Origin of the sequence: Flavobacterium sp. PL11 (assembly GCF_035985025.1) — a bacterium.
GTDB lineage: Bacteria > Bacteroidota > Bacteroidia > Flavobacteriales > Flavobacteriaceae > Flavobacterium.
Genome location: NZ_JAXCIA010000018.1, coordinates 44658 through 71175, shown reverse-complemented (window position 1 = coordinate 71175; position 26518 = coordinate 44658). Strand labels below are relative to the sequence as shown.

Sequence of the window (26518 nt, the reverse complement as noted above, 5' to 3'; positions counted from 1 at the left end):
TCGAAAAGCGTGATTCGTATCAATTCTTATTTGTTATTTATATATCGAATAAGTCCAAAAAGCATTTGTTTTATTTTTTCGATTTGTACTAAATAAGTTTCAATTGAATCTATAAATTGTAATCGATTTGCAAGTATTAATTGCGTTTCTATTTCAGACAATGAGCCCATTGCAAAATATAAAAATTGTATAAATTCTTTGTCACCTTTTCTAGCTGCTCCTTCAGCAATATTACTCGGAATAGAAACCACTGCTCTTTTAATTTGGCTTGATAATCCATATTTTTCGTCTGCTGGAAATTCTTTTGTTAATGCATAAATATCTTCTGCAAGCAACATAGATTGTTTCCAAACATCTAAATCTTTATGATTTTTCATATTTTTCAATGATTTGCTTTTAATTGTTTGCTCCTCTACTTATGATTATTTTTACTACTAAATCAATTATATGTATTTTAAGTGAAATCCTATTAATGAATTACTATCAACTCGCTAATTTCCCTCATTCACAAATATCCCATCTCAATTTTCGAATTACAAATCACGATTCACGATTCACGATTCACGATTCACGATTCACGATTCACGATTCACGATTCACGATTCACGATTCACGATTCACGATTCACGAATTACTTATACTGCTTATCATAATAACTCGCGTATGCTCCCGACGTCACATTCTTCAACCAACTCTCATTATCCAAATACCAATTTACTGTTTTCTCTAATCCTTGTTCGAAAGTCACTGAAGGTTCCCAGCCTAGCTCTTTGTTAATTTTAGAGGCGTCAATAGCATAACGCAAGTCATGTCCTGGACGATCTTTAACATAAGAAATTAATTGTTCCGAAGTTCCAGCGGCTCTTCCTAACTTTTCATCCATTATTTTGCACAACAGTTTCACCAAGTCAATATTTTGCCATTCGTTAAAACCGCCAATATTATAGGTATCGTGATTAACTCCTTTATGAAACACTAAATCGATAGCAACAGCATGATCTTCAACAAAAAGCCAATCGCGAGTGTATTTACCATCGCCATAAACGGGTAAAGGTTTGTTTTGAATAATATTGTTTATAAACAGCGGAATCAGTTTTTCAGGGAAATGGAACGGACCGTAATTGTTGGAGCAATTTGTCAGTACATACGGAAAATCATAAGTTTCACCATACGCTCTTACAAAATGGTCAGAACTTGCTTTAGAGGCCGAATATGGAGAATTAGGATCGTAAGCCGTTGTTTCTGTAAACAATCCTACAGCGCCTAAGCTCCCATAAACCTCATCTGTGCTAATGTGATAAAAACGTTTGCCTTGCATGTTGTCTTTCCAAATCATTTTGGCAGCGTTCAAAAGGTTTACTGTTCCAATGACATTTGTTTTTACAAATGATAATGGGTCTGTGATAGAACGATCTACATGTGATTCAGCGGCTAAATGCAGAACACCTTCAAATTGATGTTCAGAAAAAAGTGCATCTATAAAAGCAGCATCAACTATATCACCTTTTACAAAAGTATAATTTGGAGCATTTTCAATATCTACAATATTTTCTAAGTTACCTGCATAAGTCAAAGCATCCAAATTATAGATATGATATTCCGGATAGTTATTTACAAAACGTCTTACCACGTGCGAACCAATAAAACCTGCACCTCCTGTTATTAGTATTTTTTTCATTTGCTTTTAATTTTACGAATTAAAACGAATTTAACGAATTAATTTATGTTGACTATTCTTTTATAAAACAAAGAAGACATGCCAAAGTTAATCAACATACCTAATTCCATTTTTGTACATTTTAAATAATTTTTCAACTGTGCATAAAACACATCTGGAATATAAGAGACCGCTTTTAGCTCCAAAATAATAGCACTATAGCAAACAAAGTCGGCTCTATACTGTTTTTTCAATTTCTCATTGTCATAATACAATTCTAATTTCAACTGTCTTTTAAAAGGAATATTCTGAAGTAGAAATTCTTTCTCTAGCGCTTCCTCATAAACCGCCTCCAAGAATCCTGCTCCTAATGACCGATGCACTTTCATACAAGCCCCAATAATCTTAAAGCTTTCATCTTTATAAAGTATTTTAGTATGGGAATCCATTCGTTTTAATTCGTTTTAATTCGTTTTTCAATTCGTTTCAATTCGTAATAATTCGATGCACTTCCTCAAACTCTCCTTATACTCTGGCACAACCACACCAAACGTATTTTTAATTTTTGTTTTATCCAATAAGGAATACGCGGGTCGTTTTGCGGGTGTGGGATAATTTGAAGCTGAGATTCCGCTTACTTCACACTCAAAACCGCCTATTTCTTTAATTGCTAAAGCAAATTCATACCAACTAATTTCCCCTTCATTAGAAAAATTATAAATACCAGCTTCCCACTTTGTGTGTTCTATAATGGTTATGATAGCTTGCGCCAAATCAGCTGCATAGGTTGGAGAACCTACTTGGTCATTAACCACATTCAAACTGTCTTTTTCTTGCATCAAGCGTGACATTGTTTTAACAAAATTATTCCCAAAGCTGGAATAAACCCATGACGTACGGATAATAATTGCATCCGGATTAGCAGTCATACACGCTTTTTCTCCTGCTAATTTAGTAACACCATATACATTTATAGGGTTTGTTTGCGCCGTTTCGGTTAGCGCTACAGCTGAGTTTCCATCAAAAACATAATCAGTTGATATATGGATCAATTTACAATTATTAGCTTGACTCCATTTAGCCATTATCTCCACTGCTTGATGATTTAAAACATCTGATAGCTCTATTTCAGTCTCTGCTTTATCAACTGCCGTGTGCGCTGCACAATTAATGATTATTTGAGGATTAATTGCTGCTATTTTTTGTTCTAAATGAGCTAAATCACATAAATCTAATTCTTGATAATCAGTAAAAACCCAATCATATTGTGTTTTAGTTACAGCTATTTGTCTGAGCTCTGAACCTAATTGGCCGTTTGCTCCTGTTATTAAAATTTTTTTCAATATTATTTATTGTTTATCAATATTAATTTAATTCTCCTATTTCTTAAAACTCCAAATCAATTCCATTAAACCCTGGCAAAACTAAATCCTTCTTCTCCCTCCTCACTTGCAATCAAACACCCAAAACAATCATAGGATCAATGTCTAATTTCTGACTGATATCTCTTGCCGTTTTTAGGGACGGTTCGCTTTTACCTGTCAAATACTCACTAACCCTTGAAGTGCTAACTCCCAATAGTTCCGATAAGCGTTTTTGATTTAAACCGCGCTCATACATCCGCAATTTCATTACTTCAATTAAGGTAGGTGCTTGTATAGGTTCGTTAGCTTCTTCATAATCGGCTACTAAATCAGAGAGTAAATCCAATTCAATAAAATTTTTATCATCATTAGCGGTACTGTTATCTACAAGAACTAATAATTCGACAATGCGATTGCTTACTGCTACATGTTCTTTTTTTGTTTGTATTGTTCTCATAATTTCTAAATGTTTGAACAGTCTATTTTATCGTATTGGGAATGTGTACCAATAAATCGGATATAAACTTTGCTTGAAACAAAAATTATAATAGCCACGAGTCTATAGTCATTCCCTTTTGTATTGAATACATAGCGATTATCGCCCACATAATCCACACTATTAAAAGCTTGCTTAATGTCGTTTAAAGTATTCCACTCGCTTCTTTTGACTTTAAAATACCAATCTCTCAAAGCAACATCGGAGCCTGCGTGTTTTTCTGTAAATTCTTTAATTTTTGTAAACGTGACGATCCGCATTTGCTTTTAAGTCTAAAATCAATTACGAAGATAAAATAATTTTGATTTACAAAATTTAATTACAAAAATCAGGATGACGATATGGCGATGAATTATTCCATATCCCGATATAATCCGAGATCACACATTACTGTAGGCCAAAACGAGAATTCCCTCCTCACTTCCGTCTCTTGACTTCTTACTTTTCACCCGCCACTTCTCCCGACAAACTAAAACTCACAATCCAACCCATTAAACCCAACGTAAAAAATTATTTGCGAACTTTGCGGATAAATTACCTCGGGGCAGAGCCCCAGCGGTATTAGCGAAATAATAGCCGCAGATTCACAGATTTTCAAGAATCTTTTTTAATCTGTGAATCTGTGGTTTACCCAAACTAAAACTTCGAAAAATTCAACTTAAAAAGAGTAGTAATCAACGCAATATTTAACCCAGTATTAGCGAAATAATAACCGCAGATTCACAGAGATTTTTGGAAATCTTTTTTAATCTGTGAATCTGTGGCTAAAAACCAATTCCATCAAAACCCAAAAAAGAAAAGATTGCGAACTTTGTGTCTACTAAACTAAAACTCCCAATCAATATCCTTAAAAGCAGGCAATATTAGATCTTTTTCAGACACAATAACATCATCAGGATTAATCTGCCAATCAATTGCTAAGCTAGCATCATCATACCTAATTCCTCTTTCGCTATTTTTATCGTACACTTGATCCACTTTATATAAAACAGAAGCGGTATCACTCAATACTGAAAATCCATGAGCAAAACCATGAGGAACCATTAATTGCTTTTTATTTTCAGCGCTTAAAACAACTGAAAAATGCTGGCCATAAGTGGGTGAATTTTTACGTAAATCTACCGCAACATCTAAAATTTCTCCTTGTAACACTCGCACTAATTTAGCTTGCGCAAAAGGAGCAATTTGCAAATGCAATCCACGAATGACACCTTTAGTGGAAAAAGACTGATTGTCTTGAATGAAATTATAGCTGATTTCGTGTTCTTTAAATTTTGCTTTATTGTGAGCTTCAAAAAAATAACCACGCTCGTCGTTGAAGATGGTGGGAGTAATTATAACGAGATCTTTTATTGTTGTCTTATCTATGGTCATTGGTAATTTGATATTTATATGAAATTTTTCTCAATAAATTTCAAAACGGATTGAGGATTCCAATTTATTTTTTTTACTGCTTTACTATCATCGAAAGTTAAATCCGAAGTTATTTTTTGAATTTTCAATGAATTAATTGGAGAATTTTCACCTAAAAAATCGCCTAGTCTACCCAGTGATTTCGCTAATGATACTGACATATTCAAAGGCTTTTTTTTATTATTTGATGATGCTATTGCGGTGCTTAAATCAAAAAAATTAGGATGTCTTCTATCAGTTAAATTATATATACCTCCAATGGGAGCAACAACAGGAATTAATAAAGCAACATCAGAGGCCAAAACCATACTTTTTTTTGCCTTACCGCCACCTATATTGAAATAAAATCCCTTTTTTATCCCTTTAATCATCGCTCCCAAATTACCCGGTGGATTAGTGCCAACAACTAGAGGTAATCGCAAAATCGTACATATAACCATATTTTTTGCACACCAGTCTTGAATTAATTTTTCTGCTAAAATTTTACTTTTCCCATAGGGGTCTGTGGCCATCAACGGGTGTTCTTCATTAATATTAATTCCAGTAGTTGCGCCATAGACACTTACTGAACTGATGAAAACAAATTGTTTGGGTAAATTATTTTGTTCAAGTCCTTTCAAGAGGTTTTCTGTGCCTTTAACATTAACATCAAAAAAAGATTGAATCTCGATATCCGTTCTAGGAACACTGTGTGCTTTACCGGCTAAATGAATAACGAGATCTACGTTTACAACATTAATTACTGGAATAATTTTTGAAAAATCGCAAATTATATCACTATTAGCTCTTCCAATTGTTGTTATCGTGAAGTCTTGAAGCTTGATATAGTCAAAAACAATTCTACCTAGAAATCCTGAAGATCCAGTTATTAGTAATGATTTCATTTAATTTAAATTAAGAAAAACTAAAATTGTCTCAATTTGGGAAGTATTCTGTAAAATGGGTACAAAAATCTATTCACATTAATTTCATTGGATTTAAATGCCCTTATACATTCAATATTCTGCTTATAAATATTCCCTAAGCTTTTATTTGTTTCGCCTCCTAAACGCATTTTAACTAGTGGTTCCTGAAGATATTTCGTAGAAATTTTATGCTTTTCAAAAAAACGTAACATTATTTCAAAATCTGCAGCTAGTTTAAATTTAAGATTAAATGCCCCGTAACTCTCATAAATCGATTTCTTTAAATAAAGTGTAGGGTGAGCGGGATGCCATCCATCTTCAAAAGGCTTTTGTGTTCCAGTGACCCATCGACGTATTATTTTATCGGTATTATTTTGCGATACATAGTATAAATCTGCATAAACTGAATCTAATGTTTTTTTATTATAAAATAATTGCATTACTTTTTGGATAGCGTTGTAATCGCAAAACAAATCATCTGAATTGATCAATCCAATTACATCACCAGTTGCCATTTGAATTCCCTTATTCATTGCATCATATAATCCTTTATCAGGCTCGCTTATCCAGATCATACGCTCATTAAATATTTGTTCATATTCCTTTATAATTTCAATAGTATTATCTTTCGAGTTACCATCTATAATTATATACTCAATATTGGAATAGGTTTGTTTTAACACTGATTCAATAGTATCACGTAATGTTTTCGAACTATTGTAACATACAGTTATAATGGAGATTTTCATTTTTTTTTAAATTAAGACAACAATAATTGGTAAAATTCTTTAACAACGTCTTCCCATTTTTTTGGAAATTTATTTAAAACAATTGAGTAATCATTAGTAATACCTGCGCTATAATCCTTTTTGTAAAAATTAATTGCTTCTAAAAATGATTTCTCATCATACGGCTTAAAGTAATAAGCGACATCTTCACAAACCCATTTAGAATAATTAAAATCGGCTACAATGATTGGTAAATTAATTGTTAAAGCTTCGATTAAGGGCAATCCATAACTTTCCATTGATGAAAAAAATAATAATGCGGTAGCTCTTTTATAATACTCATTCATTTGATCTGAATTTAATTTCCCTAAGTTTTTCAAGAATTTTATTGATTTAAACTCTTCAAATTCACTATCACTTAAAGTAACCCAAATCTCAAAATCATTACAATTAATTTTATTTTTAAGGCAGTATGTATTAACTTTTAATAAAAAATCATGCTTTTTATGTGGGTAAAAAGCAGCTGGATAAAATAAATAATGTTTTTCATCTTTGCGCAAAACAAATTTATTCTCAACTTGTAACCAATTTGGCACTGGCTGAGGAATAACAACGATTTTATTTTTTAATGAAGGATAAGACAGTAGCATTTCCTTAGCCATGGCACCAGTTTGTACAATAATTTTTTTTGCATATTTATGATTGACTGAAAATAAAAATCTATTTATTCTAAACTTCCAGCTGTTACTTGAATAATTATTATATTTAGGATAAACCAAATTAGACTGGTGAACCAAAACAATTTGATTAGAAATACCTCTTAATGGAATATCCCCTAAAACAATTGTGGGATAATTTTGAAAAATTAACTTTGAAAAAAAACACTCCACGAATCTTGAAATGGAGTTAGGTAAATTCCTCGTATAAATTTTAAAATTCCCATTGTTAAAATTTAAATTATTGAACGACTCATTTTTCGCTAGATATATAGTAGTATCCGCTAATAAATTTAATCTATCCGCTGCTTGTAGGAACGACAGGACTACTTGAGAAGCACCTAAGCCATTAATATTGGAGGCATTAATTTGATTATTCATACATATTTAAAAAAAACAAAATGATAGTAATTAGTTGTAGTAATTAAATTTATATTAGGATATATGACTATGGTTAATTAAAGAAAGTGCGCTATCTAGTTTTTATTTTGCCCTCAAATTTTAATCAATTAAATTTATTTTACACGTTAATTTAATTGTTATAAATCCTTAATTCCAATTAAAAATTTATGACCAAAACATCATTAAAATATGTAAACTAAAAAATAATTTTCAATAATTAATTTATATCTATACTAAAATACCTTTCAATTTTAGTATTATTTATGTAAATAGTTTAGTTAAAAGAAGAAATTATTTTATAACATTTGAACCTAATCATCTATTTAGTAACTAATTATTTTTACATGTTTTAAAGTTGATAAAATAATTTTTGATAATTATTAACTACAAGAAATATTTTTTTTTATTTTATAATATTACATCTAATTGTATAAAATTCAAGATACTTTAGCTTTAAAATATTATTATTTCGAGTATCTGAAGATCAGGTTGACGCTATTAATATGAAATCAACTTTTACAACGTAAATCAAAATTAAAAAGTAATTAACACAAAATTTTTTGAAAAGTAATTTTTTATGGATTTTCTGTTGATATTTAAATTGCTTATTATTAGATACTTATATTTAATAACTGAACTTATTGTACGTAATTAGTTTCATACCGTGTTAATAATTAATTATCCATTTTAGTCATTTTTTTTTATCTTTAATTCAATAAAATTATATCAACATCATCAATATAGATTGCATCGGTCAGAAGCATTTATGTAATTTTTTTAATTATTGATTCAATCATATTTAAATAACGGTTTATTATTTCCACGTTTTTTTTATTTCCTAAAATAGAGAATATAAACTTTTTAATTTTTAATTCAATTCTCTTTCTTTTAAAATAAATTGTCCTACTAAATGAAAATTTTTTAAGGTAATAATTTGTTGATTGCATTAAATTTCTAAAACTATTATCAGTCATCAATTTTCGATCATCTATTTCATGGATATAACTTTTTTTATTCTCAAAAATAATATCTTGTTTTATCGTCAATATCCGTCGTGTAATATCCGGCTCTTCACAGTATAAGAATAAATTTTCATCAAAATAATTAATGGCTTTGAAAGCTTCGCTAGTAGTAAAAAAATATGCCCCTGAAAGAAACATATATTTATTATTAAAGTAATTTATTTTATTAAAAAAAATTGTCATTAAAGAATCTAAAATTGGAATAAAATTTTCAGGATTAATATAAAAAGACAAATCAGATCCGCCTATTTGTTTATAGCCGATAAGAGAAAGGTTTGGATTATTTAAAAATTTACTTATGGCATCACGAAATAAAGGCTCAGTCATAGTAATATCAGGATTCATTATTGCAATATATTTACCCTTTGCCTCTTTTATACCTATGTTATTTCCTTGCCCATATCCTCCATTCCTATCATTTTTTATTAAAATTATGTCTTTTGGATATTTTATTTTTATTAAATCAAACAAAATTGCATTATTCTCGAAATCACTATTATCAACTATAATAATCTCTAAATCCTCATTTAAATCATTATATAAAATTAAATTATCTAAACATTTCTCAATCAAATTTTGAGAATTGTAAGTAACAATAATTACGCTAAGCAGTTTCATAAATCTATTTTTATTTTATATCTGGTAGATAATCAATTGAATTAAAAGAGCGAACAAATTCAAAACGATAGGAATCTGCTTCTCCAAAGAGTAGAGGTGTTAAAATATAAATGTAAAAGAGTAAAAAAATTAACAGTGATAAAAGTCCAATTAAACTACTAAAATAAGGATAAAATGATTTTTCTAATCTAAGTGGATAAAGAAAAAGACAAATCCAGACCACTAAAAATCCTTGTACATATCTGTGTCCTAAAACTTGAAGATAAAAAGCAGCGGGTATAAAAATAATTGTAAAAAGAGAGAGACGAGATAATAATATAAATTTCTGATCCTCTAATAATTCTGGATACTTCAAAACATCACTCTTTTGCTTTATATATAAAAAAATAATAAAAATTATAAAAGGAAGATTATTAAAGATCCCACCAATAATACTACTAGTTAGTTCTTTACCAAAATATAGGTCGTAATGTGGTAAAAAGTTTGAAATACCTAACGTTATAAAACAAAAAACAAGTACAAACAAACTGAAAGATGCGTAAAAAATTCTTTTTAAGAAATTTTTATTCGTCGAATAATGACTTAAAAAAGGAAATAGGATTAGCACTACCATTGATGAGTGACTCAAAATTGATAGAATTAATAATAGTACACTAAGTACTTTTCTTTTAGCACAAAACAGCAAATACATACTGCTTAAAAAAAAACTTAACGCTAAATAATATCTGATTTGGTTCACTAAAGGAACATAGTTGATAACCAGATAAAAAATAAGAACTAAAAAAATATTTTTTGTGAATCTTGATATAAAAAAAGCAAAAAAGAAACCAAAAATTACTAAATGTAACTGGTAAATTATTTCAAAGGAGTATCCTAATAAAACTGCTAATACAGTTAAATACCGAAATAATAAATCAGACTTTGAGTCGGGATCATCAAACCTCCACAGATAAGCCTCCCAATCAGCAGTATCAGTGACACCAAAAGTGAGGTAATAAAATAAAAATAAAGTAAATATTAAAATTAAGTTCTTATTTATTTTATTGTCATCAATAAATTGAAGAAAAACACTAATTAAAAATGTTAGGAATAAAAGCAGGAATATCATTAAAGCATAGATTTAAAAAACTAAATCATATTTGTAAAATCATTTAAAAAAACCATTTTTTTTTAAGATAAAAATCAGATCATCAACCGACTCTTTATTTAACGGAATATTGAAAGAATCAATAACTTGCATTATTTCACTTGGATGAATTTTCCCAAGCTTTATATCCTCATTTTTTAATTTATTTATGACCTCATCCTCAAATCGCATTTTTATAATTTTTGCAGGTACACCCCCAATTAAGGCAAAAGGAGGAAATGATTTACTCACTACTGATCCCGCTGCAACAACACATCCTTGACCCAGCCGGACTCCAGATAATACAGTTGATCCTACACCTATCCATACATCATCTTCTAAAATAATTTTACCTTTAGAAGTTGCATCATTTACATTATTACCTCCAAATTTATTTAGTAAAGGAAAAGTCATCAAGCAATCAGTTTTGTGATTTCCTCCCAAAATGAATTTAACATCACGTGCAATTGAGCAATACTTCCCGATTTCTAAACCCTCATTCCAAGACTCATAAGTATAAACGTTGATGGGACCATAAGTGTAATCTCCAATTGTTACTAAATTTATAGGAAAGTAGCTTACTGGGTATGTATCATTATTCTTATTTTTAATATCCCATTCAGCTCTTAATATGGCAAGCTCAAATATTCTTAAAAATTTCGAGCCAAAGACTCTAACTACTGAGTTAAATTGTCTTATTTTTATAATTAAAATATTCATATTGAAATTACATTAATTTATATTTTTTTATTAAAAATTTACAATAAGCTATTTCAAATAAACCCGCTATTGACCACGCTAAAGCAATCGATAAAATATTCTTCCAAATAACCAAACCTACTACAGTTAAAGAAACAAAAACAATGAAAGCAATGACTTGATTTTGAGTAATAAGATAATATCTATTTTTTGGAACAAATATAAAATTGATATATCCGCTAACTAATAAAAATGTAAGAACACCAAAACTCAATACAATAGCTATAGGATACGAATCCAACATCATTGGACCTCCTAAAAATAAAACTACATATTCACCTAATAAAACAACAGCAACAATTACCGCCAATCCAGCGTATGTTTCCCATTTTAAAATCTTTTTTATAGTATCTTTATTATTTTCTTTTGCGATTTTCGGAAAAAGAGCACCGTTTATACTTCCAAACAATATATTAGGGATTGAAAATATTTTATAAGCTAAATCATATAAGGCGACATCTCTCATACCAAAATAACTTCCAATAATTATAGAAATACTTTGTTGCTTTACAATGGTAATAGATGAAGTCCAAAAAAATGGTAAAGCGTCTTTGCAATAAATTTTTACTATATCGAGAGGCATCCAATTTATTTTTAAATTGTCACGGAATCGAATTATATAGGAAGCCATAAATCCGCCTAATATATTAGAGAGACTTATAATCAATGCAAATATCCATACATAATCAACACCTTTATGAATCAATAGAAAAATAAATGGTAAAGAAATTAGTTTAAAAGCTAATTGAATATAAGTGACTATACTCATCCTTTGAATACCTTGAAAATACCATTGTGGAAAAAAAATACCACTTATTATTTGAATAAATACAATAAAATAAAGTACCCAATTCGTTTTTAGTGAAGGAATTAAAATGACTAAAAATGACAAAATAATTGCTGAAAAAATGAATAAATATACTTTAGCAGTAAAGACGCTAGAAAGGATTTTAGATTTTTCAAGTTCATCGTTTGAACTTAAAGCAATTGCTTTAGCTGCAGGTAAATCAAAGCCAAAACTGACAAAACTCATAAAAAAAGTAATAATAGACAAAGCAAATACATATAAACCATAATTTTCTATTCCAAGAGTACGAATTAAAAAAGGATAAATTAAAAAATAAAATAAGGAATTAAGCACTTGCAGTAGAGTCATAAAAAAGTAGTTTTCTACAACTTTTTTATTTTTACTAAAAATTATCTGAACGTTTTTTATTCTATTCTTCATTGATTGCAGTACTATAATTTATTTTAAACTTTTTGGTGATTAAAGTTAAATTTACCAATTTGACTTGATCATAAAAAAAATATTTAAGAATTACAATTCTTAAGTAACTTTGTAAACACTTATTAATTTACTGTTCACAGCTTAAATATATAACTAACAAAATAACGATATAAATAACAAGGTGTTTGTTGTCTAAGTTTAGTACAGGAAACAAATCTCTTTAATGGAACTGTATTAAAATTACGTCTATAATAACCTCAAATCACTCTCCATCATCTCTTTTACCAACGCAGCTAAATCATACTGCGGTTCCCATCCTAATTGCGTTTTTGATTTGGTAGGATCTCCAATTAGTAAATCAACTTCAGTAGGACGATAATACTCAGGATCTACACGAACTATAATTTTGCCAATTTCTAAATGATATAAAGGATTGTTGCAAGCCGCTACCTTTGCTGTTTCATTTTCATTCTCTCCTTCAAAGAGCAACTCAACTCCTACCTCGGCGAAAGCCATAATTACAAAATCTCTAATGTAGGTAGTCACTCCAGTTGCAATTACATAATCTTCAGGAATATCTTGTTGTAAAATTCTCCACATGGCTTCTACATAATCCTTGGCATGTCCCCAGTCTCTTTGAGAATTAAGATTTCCAAGATATAAACAATCTTGTTTGCGTTTAGCAATAGCGGCAGTTGCCATCGTTATTTTACGAGTTACAAAGGTCTCACCACGTCGTGAAGATTCATGATTAAATAAAATTCCATTGCAGGCAAACATATTGTAGGCTTCACGATAGTTTTTAGTGATCCAATAGGCATAGATCTTAGCGGCTCCATAAGGAGAACGAGGGTAAAATGGAGAGTTTTCATCGTAGAAACCAGCAGCATTTTTGTTTTCAGCCAATCCTCCGTAAAGTTCTGAAGTTGAGGCCTGGTAAACTCTGGTTTTTTTCATCAAACCTAGAATTCTAACTGCTTCTAGTATTCTTAAAGTACCTATACCATCAACATTAGCAACATATTCAGGAGAGTCAAAGGAAACTTTCACATGAGACATTGCGCCAAGATTATAAATTTCATCAGGCTGCACTTCTTGAATAATTCGTATTATATTAGTAGAGTCCGTTAAATCACCGTAATGCAATTTGAAATTCACATGTGCTTCATGTTGGTCTTGATAAATATGATCAATACGCTGCGTATTAAAAGAGGATGCACGTCGTTTAACACCGTGAACCATATATCCTTTTTCTAACAGTAATTCTGCTAAATAGGATCCGTCTTGACCTGTTATTCCTGTGATTAGTGCTACTTTCATTTTTTTTGGTTTCACTGAGTTTCTCTGTGTTATGCACTGAGTTACTCAAAGTTTTCTAGAAATTAATTTTTGGTTATTGAATTTTTTAGTACCGTATGATACCTAAAATCGTAGTATTGTTTTATAAAAATTTATAAAACTACACCGACTCTGTTTCTAATTATTGTAGGGTAATATTAAACTTTTACAAATGTTAAAGGCATTTGAGATAGAAATCAAAATTAAAAATTTTATAAAATAACTCTTTTTATTCCGCTCTTTAAACTTTTGGTATTGAAATTTAATAATAACCCTATTTTTTTATTTGAAAATTTTAGATAAGTTAATACTTGTGCTATATGAACATCTGTAAATTGATCCACCGTTTTTAGTTCTACAATAACTTGATTTTCTACCAGTATATCAATTCTATAACCACAATCTAACTTCACTTCTTCGTATATTAAGGGAAGTGCCTTTTCAGTTTCTACAAACAATCCAGCTTTTTGTAGCTCATACTTTAAACATGCCTGATAGGATGATTCTAAAAGTCCTGGTCCTAAAGCGGAATGGACTTTAAATGCAGCAGATAAAATTTTACCGGTTATTGTATCTAGTTCCATTGTTTCACTGTGATTTATTTTGTTTCACTGTGGATTTTTTTGTTTCACTGAGTTACACTGTGTATTACACTGAGTTACACTATGTAAGTTTTAAATATATAATTTTTTGTTTCACTGAGTTACACTGTGTATTACACTGAGTTACACTGTGTAAGTTTTAAATATATAATTTTTTGTTTCACTGAGTTACACTGTGGAATACTCTGCGCTACTCTGTGTAACAAAACTATAACTTCACTTCCTTATAACTATCTAAATTTTCCAAAAACCAATTGTATGTTTTCTGGATTCCTTCTTCCAACTGTATTTTATGTTTCCAGCCTAATGCATGCATCTTTGAAACATCCATTAATTTTCGTGGTGTTCCATCAGGTTTTGTAGCATCCCAAATAATTTCTCCCTGATGTCCTGTGATTTTTTGAATGGTTTCTGCTAATTGTTTTATGATTAAGTCTTCTCCTGTCCCGATATTATAAAGATATTCGGGTAATTTATTTTCTAATGCAAAAACCACAGCTTCAGCCATATCATCTACAAAAAGGAATTCCCGCATTGGTGTTCCGCTACCCCACAGTTCGACAGGCTCACTGCCCTTTAGTTTTGCTTCATGGAATTTACGGATCATTGCTGGCAAAACGTGCGAAGAATTTAAGTCGAAATTATCATGAGTCCCATATAGATTGGTTGGCATCAAGCTAACGTAATCTTTATTAAATTGTTTTCTAATAGCCTGACACGCTTTGACACCCGTAATTTTTGCAATAGCGTACCATTCATTGGTTGGCTCCAAAGAATCCGTAAGTAAATATTCTTCTTTTAGTGGTTGTGGAGCTAATTTAGGATAGATGCAAGAACTCCCTAAAAATATAAATTTATCCACACCTGATTGTAATGCGGTATCAATAAGATTATTTTGAATTTGCATATTTTCCATTAAGAATTGGTATGGAAAATTATTATTTGCAAGAATACCTCCTACTCTAGCAGCTGCGTCAATTACTACTTCTGGTTTTTCTTTAGCGAAAAAATCTTTAACCGATTGCTGGTTTCTTAAGTCTAATTCTTTGCTTGAAATACCAATCAAGTTTGTATATCCTTTTGCAGTAAGCGTGCGCCAAATTGCACTACCCACCATTCCGTTGTGACCTGCTATATAAATTTTAGTACCAGTATTCATCTGTATTTTGTTAAGTTAACTGTGATAATATTCTTCTAGTAAGCAAATATATCACTACCAAAAATCCAGCTAAAATTCCTCCAATAACAATTCCTTTTGCCTTTCCTAATCTTTCCTTTTTCAGAGGTAAAATTGGGCTATCAATTACTTGTATTAATGGCGTTTCTTTACGCAATGTAACTTTGGCTAGTTCCGTTTGTTTTACTAATTCTGTTAAGATAGCCGTATTGGCCTGCACATCTACCTGCCTGCGAGCAGAAGGCGCTCTGCGAACATTCAGTGCTGGATTCAACATAAATGTATTGTCATTAGCAACTGCAACTCCAGTTATAGCGCTGTTTAATTCACCGCGAATGGAGTCGGTTTGTTTTTGTAAAATAGCCATATTTTGGCGTGCTTTTTTACTTTTAGTATCAATATAAAAATCAGACACTTCTTTTACCAAAGCTTCAATAAAAAATTTAGCGAACAACTCGTTAGTCGAATTGACGTCAATGGTGATAATATCAATTTTCTTATCTCTTTGCCCGACACTAAGTCCTGACTTAGATAAATTATCATACATGACTCCCATAATACTGTCATGAACTCTAGTAAAACTAGCGCGACTAGTTTCTGGTAAAAAAGTGATATTTTTCAATTTTGGTTTATTCTCCCATTTTTCCCTCCACTCTTTTTCTTGAATATACATTTCAGCGAGTGAAATCGTTTTACTTTGATATACAACAGGAGTTAATAAGGTCTTTTCTACCATAGAGCGCGATTTAAATAATTCATTTAAATTTGAACCAGTAAATATGCTTCCTCCGCCGCCGCCTAAATCAAAACCAAAAGAACTAGCCAACCCCAATGCACCGCCTAAACCACCGCCACTCTTTTCATCCTCAAGAGCAAAAGATAAAGTAGCCGTATAAACCGGTTTTTTAATAAATGAATAGCCTAAGCCTAATAAACCTCCAATGATTCCAACTAATAAAATTATCTTCCATTGAGATAAGAGGTAATTAAACCATTCAGCAATTTTGTTTATTAATTCCTTTAATGATATTTCATCGTTCTGGGGTTGTCCGCTCATATTTTTGTTCTCATTTTTTCCCTTTCATTATATTCGATCTGAAATAATTGTTTGAAAAGGCTTTTATATTGTGGAATAAACTATTTCTTATCTTAATATCGCAATAATTACTCCTGCTAAACTCGCTAAGATTCCTGCTATGCTGACAAATTCCCCTACACTAGCCTTTTTTACCTCTGGTTTTTCAGGAACTATGATCTGCGAACCTGGTTTCACTTTAGGATAGGATCTTATAAACAGAAATGATTTAGCCACAGCCGCTTTACCATTAGGATAAATGATATATGCTTTTTTCTTCCATCCTTTTGCATTTATACCACCTACCGCATTAATATAATAGTTAAAAGAATTTCCTTTCACATAAGGAATCTCAGATGTTAAAAGTACATTTCCTGCAACCTTTACGCCTTCATTAAAAAGAGCTACTTCAATTTGATCACCTGCTATTAATGTTACATTCGCATTATCATCTTGATTTTTTACAATCGCTTTCCAATCTAGCGGAATAGTAGAGTACTGATTACCTGCCTTTAATACATTTTGAATACTATCATTCTGACCTAAATTCAAATTTATATTTTCAAGATCTTCTATTTGTTTTGCTTGTATCGGTCTTTTAATTCGTACACCTTCACTATTTGCTAAAGCTGTTAATCCGCCTGCTCGCTGAATGAGTTCATATACTTTTGATTTTTTATTCACTAATGCATAATTACCAGGATAATTAACAGCGCCTGAGAGCGTAACGGACTCTGGTCTATCATACATTGCCATTTTGCGAATGCTAACTACATCAAACGGTTTTAATTCAAAATTTTGAGCTTGTTCATTATTATTTGGAGTAATTTCGATAGTAAATAGTTCTGCTTTCAATAGACTATTATCGTCAATTTCATCAGAAATAATCATCCGTGCTATTTCAACTCTTTTAGAAGCTGAGCCCGTTAATCCTCCTACTTGAACAATTAGATCATTTAAAGTCAAATTATCATAATAATTGTATTGCCCAGGATTTTTTACTTCACCATTTATGCTGATGGTAAAATTTTCCTTGAAATCTAATATAGAATAAATTGTTATGACATCTTCTCTCTTTAAGCTTATATCTTGCCGGATATCGCCAGTTAACGCTTGCGATACATCAAAATTTATAATTTCAGTGGTCAAATCTGATTTTAATCTAATGATAGTTCCTCTTTGCTTATAGGCATCTTCTGTAAGACCTTCTGCACGAGTAATTATTTCAGACACTTTCATTCCCTCACTAAATGAATACGTATTTGGTCTAAAAACAGCGCCTTTGATTGTAATACGGTTTTCAAAACGATTTAAAATTTTTGTCACTCTAAATACATCACCAGATAATGGTTTATAGGTATTAAATTCATCGGCCTTTATATCTTTTACCTTAAATTCTTTACTGGTTTTTTGCAATACATTTACTGACGCTGTATAAGCAAACTCAGTAAAACCGGATGCAAAATTCAATAAATCTGAGAATGTCTCGCCTTTTTTCATTTCAAATATACCAGCGCGTTTTACTTCGCCTTCAACCGTAACGCGTTGATTATAGGCTGGAATTCTAATTACATCATTATCCTTTAAACCCACATTATCAGACTGATCGCCTTTGACTAAAAAGTTATAAATGTCAACTATCTTAAACACTTTATTGTTTCGTAACAATTCAATATTTCTATAACTTCCATTTACGGCAGGACCGCCACCTAAAAATAAGGCATTATAAACAGTTGCTAATGATGATATGGAATAATTACCTGGTTGCCTGCTTCCTATTATGGTAACTTTTATAGTTCTTATACGACTTAAGCTGACACTCACTTGTGATTGTCCTGAACTGACCGTACTGTACACCCTTGCAAAGGCTATTTTTATTTTTTGAGTGGCTGCTTCAATAGTAATTCCTGCAACAGGAATTTCACCTACATATTGTAAGGATACTTTTCCCTCTACACTCACAGGAATAGTCGCGTTGAATTCTTGAATACCATATACACTAACTTGTAACTCATCGCCTGGCCCTAGAATATAATTGACCGGCGTAGCTAATTTTAAATCAGGTTCAAAATTTAATGTGGGATTATCAAAAAGTTCAGACCCAAAAACGAGACTATTTGCTAGATCTTTACTTTTAGTATTGACAACTTTTTCCTGACTCCTAGCAGCATCTTTTTTTACTGTTGAATTGGTTTTAGTAATAATATTGCCTTGCTGACTCGAAAGTCTTTGTCTTAATTTAACAAACTCAGCTGCAGGTAGTCCTTTTGATAATGCAATACTTTCTGCCTGATCTATAGAAACACTATTGGATTGTAATTGCGCTTTAATATTTACAATATCAGTATCTGATAGAGAATCTATTTTTAGAGTACTTAAATTTGAGCTTTTAAGTAAGTCTTGAGCAACGGCTGTTGTTGACTGAAAAAATGACAAACAAAATACTATAGCAAAAATTACTTTTTTCATATTATTTCCTGTTATTATAGTCTTTAAATTGTGTATTATATAATTCATTTTTGTAACGTTATATTTTTTCGAAATAAAAGGAATACCAACGGCTTCGCCGCACTAAATCCCATAATTCTGGGAAATAGCTTTTTTTCAATTTGCGCAAAAATACAGTAATTATAATTTAAAAACTACTTTTAGTTAATTGTTGTCTTTTATGATGTGCACCGCCTGATACTTTAAATAATTCTTATAAACAGAGGAAGTTCAGTAGCAATAAAATTTCAATAGTGACTTTTCAAACTATTCCTACAGCGATTAACCTGTTTCTGCTGAGCTAAGCAAAAAGTAACGATTACACGAATGACCTATTTAATAAATTTATACTAATCTTTGATTCTTATAATCATAGCAAACACTTTATTATTACAGAGCACCTATACATTTTTAAAACATTTAAAACAGACGATAATAAAAAGCTAATCAATATTCTAAACGCTTAACTATATAGAAGTAAATAATATCTCCGCTACTAACCATTTAAGTTTTGGTCTTATCTTTAATGATATGTAGAAATTACATAATTAAACGATAATTATTTTTTTACTCAAATTAAGGATTTATCAATTAATAACCATAGGCTGTTAAATTCAATAATATAATGTTTAGAAATCTATCCCCAATTGGGTTTTGTTTCTACTGTTTTGTTTCTTGTCAAATCAGGCTCCTTCGTCTACGCTCAGGACAAGTTCCTTCGTCTACGCTCAGGACAGGCTTCATCTGCGCGCAGGACAGGTTTTAGTCAAAATTATATATGACTTATAAAAAAGGTGTCGTCAACCCTCAATCTCACAAAAATCAGAACCTTTTCCAGTATATTTAAAGATGAATTGGTATAACTGCAAAATATTGATAAGCAAACAAAACAATAGATTAAATAAAAAAACGATATGTAATAAATATACATACCGTTTTCAAATTTATCTATAAATAAATAATATTACTTTTTAAACAATGTTTTATACCATGGCTTCTTTTCAACCTCTTGACCATAACCGTAACCATAGCCATATCCGTAGCCGTAGCCGTATCCATAGCCTTTATTCAAATTGACGTCATTTAGTAACAGACACATATTTGGTAATTTTTGCTCAGCATTTACTCCTTTAACAAAACCTAACATACTCTTTTCTAATACATTAGCTCGTACTACATAGACAAAACAATCAGCATGCTTTGCAATTAAATAGGTATCAACAACTAAACTTGCCGGCGCTGTATCTACAATAATGTAATCGTATTTTGATTTTAAGTCTTTGAACATACTATTTACTTTATTACTCATTAAAAGTTCACCTGGATTAGGCGGAATCACCCCTGATGGCAATAAATATAAATTAGAATATCCATCTTGTTTGATGATTAAATCGTCAATTAGTAAATTATTAGAGGACAAATAATTGGTAAACCCTTTTTCAGGGATAGTAAAATAACCAGCTAATTTAGGATTTCTAATATCCATTCCAATTAATAAGACTTTCTTACCTGATAAGGCGAAAGTTGCAGCTAGATTAGCAGATACAAAAGTCTTCCCTTCTTTAGGTATTGTTGAGGTAACAAATATAGTTTTAGCTGTACTTTCATCAGCATTACTCAAAACAAATTCTAAATTAGTTCTTATAATACGAAAAGATTCTGCCGAACTACTGCGACTTTCAGGCTTGATTAGCTCTGAAGGGGAATCTGAAGTAGGTACTTCCCCAAGAAATGGAATTTGACTGGCACCCTCTAAGTCGAATCTGCCTTTTATTTTTGTATCTAATAAATCTTTTAAATATATTATACCAAACGGGATCAATAATCCTAACATTAACCCCGCTAAATATATTATATTACTTTTTGGCGATATTGGACCACCACTCGATTTAGCAGAATCAACCACACGGGCATTTGGCGCAGTGGCTGCTAGAGATATAGCATTTTCTTCTCTTTTTTGTAGTAGATATAAATAAAGTTCTTCCTTAACTTTTTGTTGTCTTTCGATAACTCTAAACTGACGTTCCTTTACTGGAATTCGCTCCAGTTCTGAGTTTAAAACACCTTCCTTATTGTTTATGTCTCTTTTTTGTATATTTAATGCAGATTGCATACGCATCAAGCTTGCAATCACATTATCCTTTAATGAAGCTATTTGCTGATCTAGCTTAACTACAGTTGGGTTGTTTATGGTCGCAGATTGCGAAATCCTATTACGTTCTAAAATTAATTGATTGTACGAACCTATAAGACCACTTGCGTCACCTTCACCTGATATTATATTTGTAGGTAGTAAATCAGTTGCATTACTTTTTTTTATAAAACTTAATAAAGAAGAAACCACATTCAATTGTATATCAGTAGCAAGCCCTTGCTTATCGTACTCACTAGAGGCAGAAATAAAATTTTCGGCCTCAGATTTTATATTTGTTACTTTATTAGAAGTCTTGAATTTTTCTACATTTTGTTCTACACCATCTAATTCATCAGTAATAATTTCTAATCTATTATTGATGAATTTAGAAGTGTTTTCTGATATAAAGTTTTTGTCAGCTGCAGCTTCATAATTATAAACTTGCACTAAATTGTCAAGAAAATCGACTGCTTTTGCGGGAGTGGCATCTACTAATGATATTTCAACTACACTACTAGTTTTACTCAACGCCTCTACTTTTAACCTAGCTTTAAAACTTGCAGTTGCATTCTCCAGCGAACTTACTATAATTTTTAGTACATTATCACTTTTTTCAAAATTAGAAACTAAGCCAGTTTTATTTATGATAATCTCACCATAAGCGGTTTTAATGATTTGTCCATAACGAAAAGTTGCCGTTGCATTTAAAAGCACTTTTGACTTACCATCGTTCAAATCCTCTGTCAATTCAAAAGTTTCTTTTGATAAAGACTTATAATTTAATTTGAAACTGTTTTGATAAAATTTACTCTTCGAGCCTAACAAGTCAACCGCAATGGCAGCTTGTTTGTAAACAGGTCTATCAACAAATTTTCCTTGAGAGATTAAACTAACGTTTAAATCTAGTTTTTTGATCGTGCTTTCAATTAAAGTTCTAGATTTTATAATCTGAATTTCATTATCCAAATTACTTTTAAAGCCACTTGTTAAACCCATATCGGAAAATGCACTTAATTCAGATTGCATGCCTCCTTTTTTATCATCTTTTACTAAAACAGTAGTACTCGATTGATATTGTGGCAATGTATATCTTAAATATAAAAAGGAAATGGACACACATACAACCAAAGAAAGTAAAAACCATTTCCAGTGCACTAAATATTTGCCTATAATTTTTTTTAAATCAAAATCATTTTCTAAATCGTTATCAAACTCATTATTTACCATGTTCTAAAAAAGATTATTTTGTAATTGTTATAATTAAACTCACTATAGTGATCAATATAGAGGTCACTGAAAAAATTAATGTTGTGTTAGGATTTACAGCAGCAGCTCTCACTTTGTTTTTATTAGGTTCAACATAAACCACATCATTTTGAGCCAAATAGTAAAAAGGAGAATTAATAAAATCACCTTTTGTAATATCTACTCTATTAAAAGATTTCACACCATTGATTTCTCTGATAATTAATATGTTATCTCTTTTGCCATAAATAGTCAAATCTCCCGCCATCGATAGGGCTTCTATCAACGTAATTCGTTCTGATTCTATGTTATAAACTCCAGCTGATTTTACCTCACCTTGAATAGCCACTTTAAAATTTGCGATCCGTATATTGACAATAGGATTCTTTATATACACTGCAATTTTAGATCTGAACATATTTAAAACGTCAGTTCTACTTAAATCGCTAACTTTTATTTTGCCTAAAACAGGAAACTCAATATTTCCATCTGCGTCAACTAAATAAAGTTGCATTGCTCCTTGACCACCAGATTGACCGCTTTTAATTGATTTCTGCAAATTAGTAGTTGCCAAATTAAAAGGACTGGCAATTTCAGGATCTTCAGCAAATACTATAATAGATAATAAATCATCTGGCTGTATTTGTATCTCGTACGAATTAGAGTAGGCTTGAGGAGGCAAATTATCAATGTTTTGATAGTAAACCACATCCTTTTTTGGCGTGCAAGAAAATAGAAATATCGTAATTAAAAAAAAGATTATTTTTTTCATCAAAAAAATGGATTTAAACTTGATTTTTAAAGTCCGCGAAGTTAGTACTTTAATTTTAGATATAAAGTTAAATAGCATCATTAAACAAAACAAAATAAGAGCGATACTACAATTTTAAAATACAGAATGACAACTTAAGATATTAGCGGTAAAAATAATAATTAAGATGAAATAAATATCAATCATTTCGGTTAAACTATCATTCGATACAAATTGCAGTAATTCACACCACTTTATAAAGCTTAAATAATGAATGACACTACTTTTAAATTTCAAGGAGAACTATTTTTACTCTCAACAAAATCTAGGTGCAAATAATATAGATTATAAGAATTGTGTATTGAATTTACTATTTTATTTCTTGTCAAATCAGGCTCCTTCGCCTGCGCTCAGGACAGGCTTTAGTCGAAATTAAATATGACATAGATAAAGGGTTTCGACTACGCTCAACCGGACAAAAAATCAATGCCCTTCCTAGGGTATATTCAAAATAAAGTGGTTTTTTATGCAGAACAATTTGTACTCTTAACAAAATTCAGGCGCAAATAATATAGATTATAAGAATTGTGTATTGAATTTACTATTTTATTTCTTGTCAAATCAGGCTCCTTCGTCTGCGCTCAGGACAGGCCCTTCGTCTGCGCTCAGGGCAGGCTCTAGTTGAGATTAAATATGACATAGGTAAAGGGTTTCGACTACGCTCAACCGGACAAAAAATCAATACCTTACTACAGTGTATTCGAATATGAAGTGGCATCACTTAGTTTTTAAGCTGATTGAACAAAAGTTTAGATCAAAAAGCATTAAATCTTAAAAGTGATTTGATGCTAAAAAAAGATATTCATTAGCAATACTTATTTTTACTAAAAGTTATTTTAGGAACATTATTTTGGTCGTCCTAACCGCAATCGAAGGTTTACAAAGATAATCGCTTCAACTAGCACTTGTTGAAAAGCTTAACTAGACAAAATAGCATTACTGTTACTAGCCGCAAAATAAGTAAGTCGAAAGTTTAAATATCGTAAAGTCAAACGAATTAATGATATTGCATTATATTCAAAATCACAATATTATGAATTTTTTTTAATTTAAAAATGCGACATCATATAATGCTTAGTCCTTATGATAAGTTACTTACACAAAAAACGCGCTAAGAATTAATTAATGTACTTTATCCAATAATTCATAAGTAGAATTCATACTTTTAAATTCTGGCACAATTTCTTTCATTTTTGAAACTAGAGCATCATTATCAAATAAGCTTGCAAGTGATAGCAACGCATCTATTGAATGATGTAAATTTTCAAAATCGGTGTGATCTTCTTCTGCGATCATTATTTTTTCGTTGTGAGTAGGGACTGTCTTAGATTCATCGTTTAACAATTCCTCGTATAATTTTTCACCAGGTCTTAATCCTACAATTTTTATTTCGATATCCTGGTCAGGTACAAACCCTGCTAATTTTATCATTTTACGTGCCAGGTCTATAATTTTTACAGGTTTTCCCATATCAAAAATATAGATTTCCCCACCATTTCCCATAGCACCAGCTTCTAAGACTAACTGACATGCTTCAGGGATAGTCATAAAATACCTAATGATATCAGGATGAGTAATGGTTACAGGCCCACCTGCTGCAATTTGTTTACTAAACAACGGCACTACTGATCCATTAGACCCCAATACATTTCCAAAACGAGTGGTAATAAACTTTGTCCCGTTCAAACCTTCTTTTTTATCTCTACAAAATAGTGATTGTACATATTTTTCGGCAATACGCTTGCTTGCTCCCATCACATTACTTGGGTTTACAGCTTTATCTGTAGAAACCATTACAAAGCGCTCCACATTGTATTTCACAGATAAGTCAGCTAAATTTTTAGTTCCTCTTACATTTGTAAATATCGCCTGGGCAGGATTTTCCTCCATCAAAGGAACGTGCTTATAAGCAGCTGCATGATACACAATGGTAGGGCCATATTGCTGAAAAACAGCTTCCATAACTTTTAAATCTCTAATGTCAGCAATTATTGAATGTATCTTAACGGTCGAATTATTTTTACTTAGTTCTAGTGATAAATGATGTAATGGAGTTTCTGCTTGATCTAAAATCAGAATGGTTTTAGGCTGGAATGATAAAATCTGCCATACGATCTCACTGCCTATAGAACCTGCAGCCCCACTTATTAAAACGGTATTGCACTTTACTTGTTGTGATATTAATTTATTATCCAGTACAATTGGATTGCGCTCTAATAAATCAGCTATTTCAATCTTTTTAACTTTCTGAGAGATTTCATTGGCATCTTCCCAATCAGTAATCGCTGGAAGTGTAAAAACTTTAAGATTGAAGTCCAAACACAAATCCACGATTGCAGTTTTCTCTTGAATAGTCAAGCTTTTGTCGGCTAATATTAAGGCATTGGCATTCATAGATCGCATCAAAACAGGAATACTTCTTTTTAAATCTACTATAGGTAAACCATAAATCGTTTTGGATGATTTGTTTTGTGACTTATTGATAAATCCAACCAGCTTAAAACGTGAAGGAATCTCTGATTTCAACGCATTGGCCACAAAAATAGCATTGCCATCAACACCATAAACTAACGCCTTTAAAACTGTTGAGGTACTATTTTCACGTTTAAATATTTCAAATAATTTTTTGACGAATATTCGAAATAAAAATAGTAACACAAAAGTGATTATGGAATTAATAAATAAAAACGGAACCACGTATATTTTTACATTATAAAAAAGATAGGCTCCGTAATGAAAAGCCACTAAAAATAAAAATGAAAAACCTGTTGAAAGCAATAATTTTAAAACATCAATAAAGGAAGAGTGTCGAATGATACCTGAATAGGTACGTAATACTAAAAAGAAGATGATATTGACCATTATGATAATACTAAATCGCAATGGTGTATTGATAGTAGGATAAAAATCTATTTTTAATGTTGTAAGTAATGCGTAAGTTATAGCATTAGCAATTAACAAAATAATGACATCGATACTAAAAATGATCCAACGCGGAAGATAATCTAAATTACCAATATATTTTTTAAGAAACCTCTTCGCAAAAAAATCATTATTAATAATGTCGTTACTGTTATTATTATCAAAAAAGGAGTTGATTTTCATATTAGGTTTTGGCTGATCCAGCTATTGCGTTTGCATTAGCTTGAGACATAATTTTATAGTGCTGCTATCACAGAATGTTATCTTATTAAAGCAGCTCATGAATTAAACAC

22 protein-coding genes are annotated in these 26518 nt (G+C 30.9%); all 22 read right to left on the bottom strand.

The genetic code is table 11. The features are described from left to right. Positions 1-26 precede the first annotated feature (26 nt). The 22 genes from RCH18_RS10795 to RCH18_RS10690 all read right to left on the bottom strand — a co-directional run bounded on the left by RCH18_RS10795 (position 27) and on the right by RCH18_RS10690 (position 26408). A complete protein-coding gene (locus RCH18_RS10795) occupies positions 27-377 on the bottom strand; it encodes a four helix bundle protein (RefSeq protein ID WP_326936770.1) in 351 nt (116 codons plus the stop codon). Between the two features lie 254 nt (positions 378-631). Further along, complete coding sequence (rfbB, locus tag RCH18_RS10790) at positions 632-1678, bottom strand: dTDP-glucose 4,6-dehydratase (RefSeq protein WP_326936769.1); 1047 nt, start codon at positions 1676-1678, stop codon at positions 632-634. 38 nt (positions 1679-1716) lie between these two features. Further along, the gene (locus RCH18_RS10785) at positions 1717-2106 is read right to left on the bottom strand and encodes a GxxExxY protein (protein WP_326936768.1); all 390 of its coding nucleotides are present in this window, start codon (positions 2104-2106) and stop codon (positions 1717-1719) included. A gap of 27 nt (positions 2107-2133) precedes the next feature. Beyond that, positions 2134-3000 carry a dTDP-4-dehydrorhamnose reductase gene (rfbD, locus tag RCH18_RS10780; protein WP_326936767.1) on the bottom strand — a complete coding sequence of 289 codons (867 nt, stop codon included), beginning with the start codon at positions 2998-3000 and terminating at the stop codon, positions 2134-2136. Positions 3001-3112: 112 nt separating this feature from the next. Next, on the bottom strand, positions 3113-3478 hold the full coding sequence (locus tag RCH18_RS10775) for a helix-turn-helix domain-containing protein (protein ID WP_326936766.1): 366 nt from the start codon (positions 3476-3478) through the stop codon (positions 3113-3115). A gap of 5 nt (positions 3479-3483) precedes the next feature. Next, positions 3484-3777, bottom strand: coding sequence for a type II toxin-antitoxin system HigB family toxin (locus tag RCH18_RS10770; protein ID WP_326936765.1), 294 nt, complete (start codon positions 3775-3777; stop codon positions 3484-3486). A 565-nt stretch (positions 3778-4342) separates the two neighbouring features. Continuing rightward, positions 4343-4891: a dTDP-4-dehydrorhamnose 3,5-epimerase gene (rfbC, locus tag RCH18_RS10765; protein ID WP_326936764.1), complete on the bottom strand. Its 549-nt coding sequence runs from the start codon at positions 4889-4891 to the stop codon at positions 4343-4345. 14 nt (positions 4892-4905) lie between these two features. Further along, on the bottom strand, positions 4906-5814 hold the full coding sequence (locus RCH18_RS10760; RefSeq protein WP_326936763.1) for an NAD-dependent epimerase/dehydratase family protein: 909 nt from the start codon (positions 5812-5814) through the stop codon (positions 4906-4908). Between the two features lie 20 nt (positions 5815-5834). After that, positions 5835-6584, bottom strand: a complete 750-nt coding sequence (locus RCH18_RS10755; RefSeq protein WP_326936762.1) for a glycosyltransferase family 2 protein — start codon at positions 6582-6584, stop codon at positions 5835-5837. Between the two features lie 11 nt (positions 6585-6595). Further along, the gene (locus RCH18_RS10750) at positions 6596-7660 is read right to left on the bottom strand and encodes a glycosyltransferase (RefSeq protein ID WP_326936761.1); all 1065 of its coding nucleotides are present in this window, start codon (positions 7658-7660) and stop codon (positions 6596-6598) included. A gap of 785 nt (positions 7661-8445) precedes the next feature. Then, entirely contained in the window at positions 8446-9321 is an 876-nt protein-coding gene (locus RCH18_RS10745) for a glycosyltransferase (RefSeq protein ID WP_326936760.1), read from the bottom strand. Positions 9322-9331: 10 nt separating this feature from the next. Then, the gene (locus RCH18_RS10740) at positions 9332-10429 is read right to left on the bottom strand and encodes an EpsG family protein (protein WP_326936759.1); all 1098 of its coding nucleotides are present in this window, start codon (positions 10427-10429) and stop codon (positions 9332-9334) included. Positions 10430-10468: 39 nt separating this feature from the next. Beyond that, entirely contained in the window at positions 10469-11167 is a 699-nt protein-coding gene (locus RCH18_RS10735; protein WP_326936758.1) for a CatB-related O-acetyltransferase, read from the bottom strand. Between the two features lie 7 nt (positions 11168-11174). Next, positions 11175-12434, bottom strand: a complete 1260-nt coding sequence (locus RCH18_RS10730) for an oligosaccharide flippase family protein (RefSeq protein WP_326936757.1) — start codon at positions 12432-12434, stop codon at positions 11175-11177. A 246-nt stretch (positions 12435-12680) separates the two neighbouring features. Next, positions 12681-13754, bottom strand: a complete 1074-nt coding sequence (gmd, locus tag RCH18_RS10725) for a GDP-mannose 4,6-dehydratase (RefSeq protein ID WP_326936756.1) — start codon at positions 13752-13754, stop codon at positions 12681-12683. Positions 13755-13984: 230 nt separating this feature from the next. After that, positions 13985-14356: a GxxExxY protein gene (locus RCH18_RS10720; RefSeq protein ID WP_326936755.1), complete on the bottom strand. Its 372-nt coding sequence runs from the start codon at positions 14354-14356 to the stop codon at positions 13985-13987. Between the two features lie 226 nt (positions 14357-14582). Then, positions 14583-15533 (bottom strand): GDP-L-fucose synthase family protein, encoded by a 951-nt coding sequence (locus RCH18_RS10715; RefSeq protein WP_326936754.1) that lies wholly within the window; start codon positions 15531-15533, stop codon positions 14583-14585. A gap of 10 nt (positions 15534-15543) precedes the next feature. Further along, positions 15544-16608, bottom strand: a complete 1065-nt coding sequence (locus RCH18_RS10710) for a Wzz/FepE/Etk N-terminal domain-containing protein (RefSeq protein ID WP_326936753.1) — start codon at positions 16606-16608, stop codon at positions 15544-15546. 87 nt (positions 16609-16695) lie between these two features. After that, complete coding sequence (locus RCH18_RS10705) at positions 16696-19095, bottom strand: SLBB domain-containing protein (protein ID WP_326936752.1); 2400 nt, start codon at positions 19093-19095, stop codon at positions 16696-16698. Between the two features lie 982 nt (positions 19096-20077). Further along, complete coding sequence (locus RCH18_RS10700; protein WP_326936751.1) at positions 20078-22474, bottom strand: GumC family protein; 2397 nt, start codon at positions 22472-22474, stop codon at positions 20078-20080. A gap of 13 nt (positions 22475-22487) precedes the next feature. After that, complete coding sequence (locus RCH18_RS10695) at positions 22488-23264, bottom strand: polysaccharide biosynthesis/export family protein (protein WP_326936750.1); 777 nt, start codon at positions 23262-23264, stop codon at positions 22488-22490. Between the two features lie 1161 nt (positions 23265-24425). After that, complete coding sequence (locus RCH18_RS10690; protein WP_326936749.1) at positions 24426-26408, bottom strand: polysaccharide biosynthesis protein; 1983 nt, start codon at positions 26406-26408, stop codon at positions 24426-24428. Between the last annotated feature and the right edge of the window lie 110 nt (positions 26409-26518).

Bases quoted from the DNA above. Each gene is read 5' to 3' on its own strand.
- RCH18_RS10795 (WP_326936770.1), bottom strand. From the start codon at position 377: ATGAAAAATCATAAAGATTTAGATGTTTGGAAACAATCTATGTTGCTT.
- rfbB (WP_326936769.1), bottom strand. From the start codon at position 1,678: ATGAAAAAAATACTAATAACAGGAGGTGCAGGTTTTATTGGTTCGCAC.
- RCH18_RS10785 (WP_326936768.1), bottom strand. From the start codon at position 2,106: ATGGATTCCCATACTAAAATACTTTATAAAGATGAAAGCTTTAAGATT.
- RCH18_RS10775 (WP_326936766.1), bottom strand. From the start codon at position 3,478: ATGAGAACAATACAAACAAAAAAAGAACATGTAGCAGTAAGCAATCGC.
- RCH18_RS10770 (WP_326936765.1), bottom strand. From the start codon at position 3,777: ATGCGGATCGTCACGTTTACAAAAATTAAAGAATTTACAGAAAAACAC.
- rfbC (WP_326936764.1), bottom strand. From the start codon at position 4,891: ATGACCATAGATAAGACAACAATAAAAGATCTCGTTATAATTACTCCC.
- RCH18_RS10760 (WP_326936763.1), bottom strand. From the start codon at position 5,814: ATGAAATCATTACTAATAACTGGATCTTCAGGATTTCTAGGTAGAATT.
- RCH18_RS10755 (WP_326936762.1), bottom strand. From the start codon at position 6,584: ATGAAAATCTCCATTATAACTGTATGTTACAATAGTTCGAAAACATTA.
- RCH18_RS10750 (WP_326936761.1), bottom strand. From the start codon at position 7,660: ATGAATAATCAAATTAATGCCTCCAATATTAATGGCTTAGGTGCTTCT.
- RCH18_RS10745 (WP_326936760.1), bottom strand. From the start codon at position 9,321: ATGAAACTGCTTAGCGTAATTATTGTTACTTACAATTCTCAAAATTTG.
- RCH18_RS10740 (WP_326936759.1), bottom strand. From the start codon at position 10,429: ATGATATTCCTGCTTTTATTCCTAACATTTTTAATTAGTGTTTTTCTT.
- RCH18_RS10735 (WP_326936758.1), bottom strand. From the start codon at position 11,167: ATGAATATTTTAATTATAAAAATAAGACAATTTAACTCAGTAGTTAGA.
- RCH18_RS10730 (WP_326936757.1), bottom strand. From the start codon at position 12,434: ATGAAGAATAGAATAAAAAACGTTCAGATAATTTTTAGTAAAAATAAA.
- gmd (WP_326936756.1), bottom strand. From the start codon at position 13,754: ATGAAAGTAGCACTAATCACAGGAATAACAGGTCAAGACGGATCCTAT.
- RCH18_RS10720 (WP_326936755.1), bottom strand. From the start codon at position 14,356: ATGGAACTAGATACAATAACCGGTAAAATTTTATCTGCTGCATTTAAA.
- RCH18_RS10715 (WP_326936754.1), bottom strand. From the start codon at position 15,533: ATGAATACTGGTACTAAAATTTATATAGCAGGTCACAACGGAATGGTG.
- RCH18_RS10710 (WP_326936753.1), bottom strand. From the start codon at position 16,608: ATGAGCGGACAACCCCAGAACGATGAAATATCATTAAAGGAATTAATA.
- RCH18_RS10705 (WP_326936752.1), bottom strand. From the start codon at position 19,095: ATGAAAAAAGTAATTTTTGCTATAGTATTTTGTTTGTCATTTTTTCAG.
- RCH18_RS10700 (WP_326936751.1), bottom strand. From the start codon at position 22,474: ATGGTAAATAATGAGTTTGATAACGATTTAGAAAATGATTTTGATTTA.
- RCH18_RS10695 (WP_326936750.1), bottom strand. From the start codon at position 23,264: ATGAAAAAAATAATCTTTTTTTTAATTACGATATTTCTATTTTCTTGC.
- RCH18_RS10690 (WP_326936749.1), bottom strand. From the start codon at position 26,408: ATGAAAATCAACTCCTTTTTTGATAATAATAACAGTAACGACATTATT.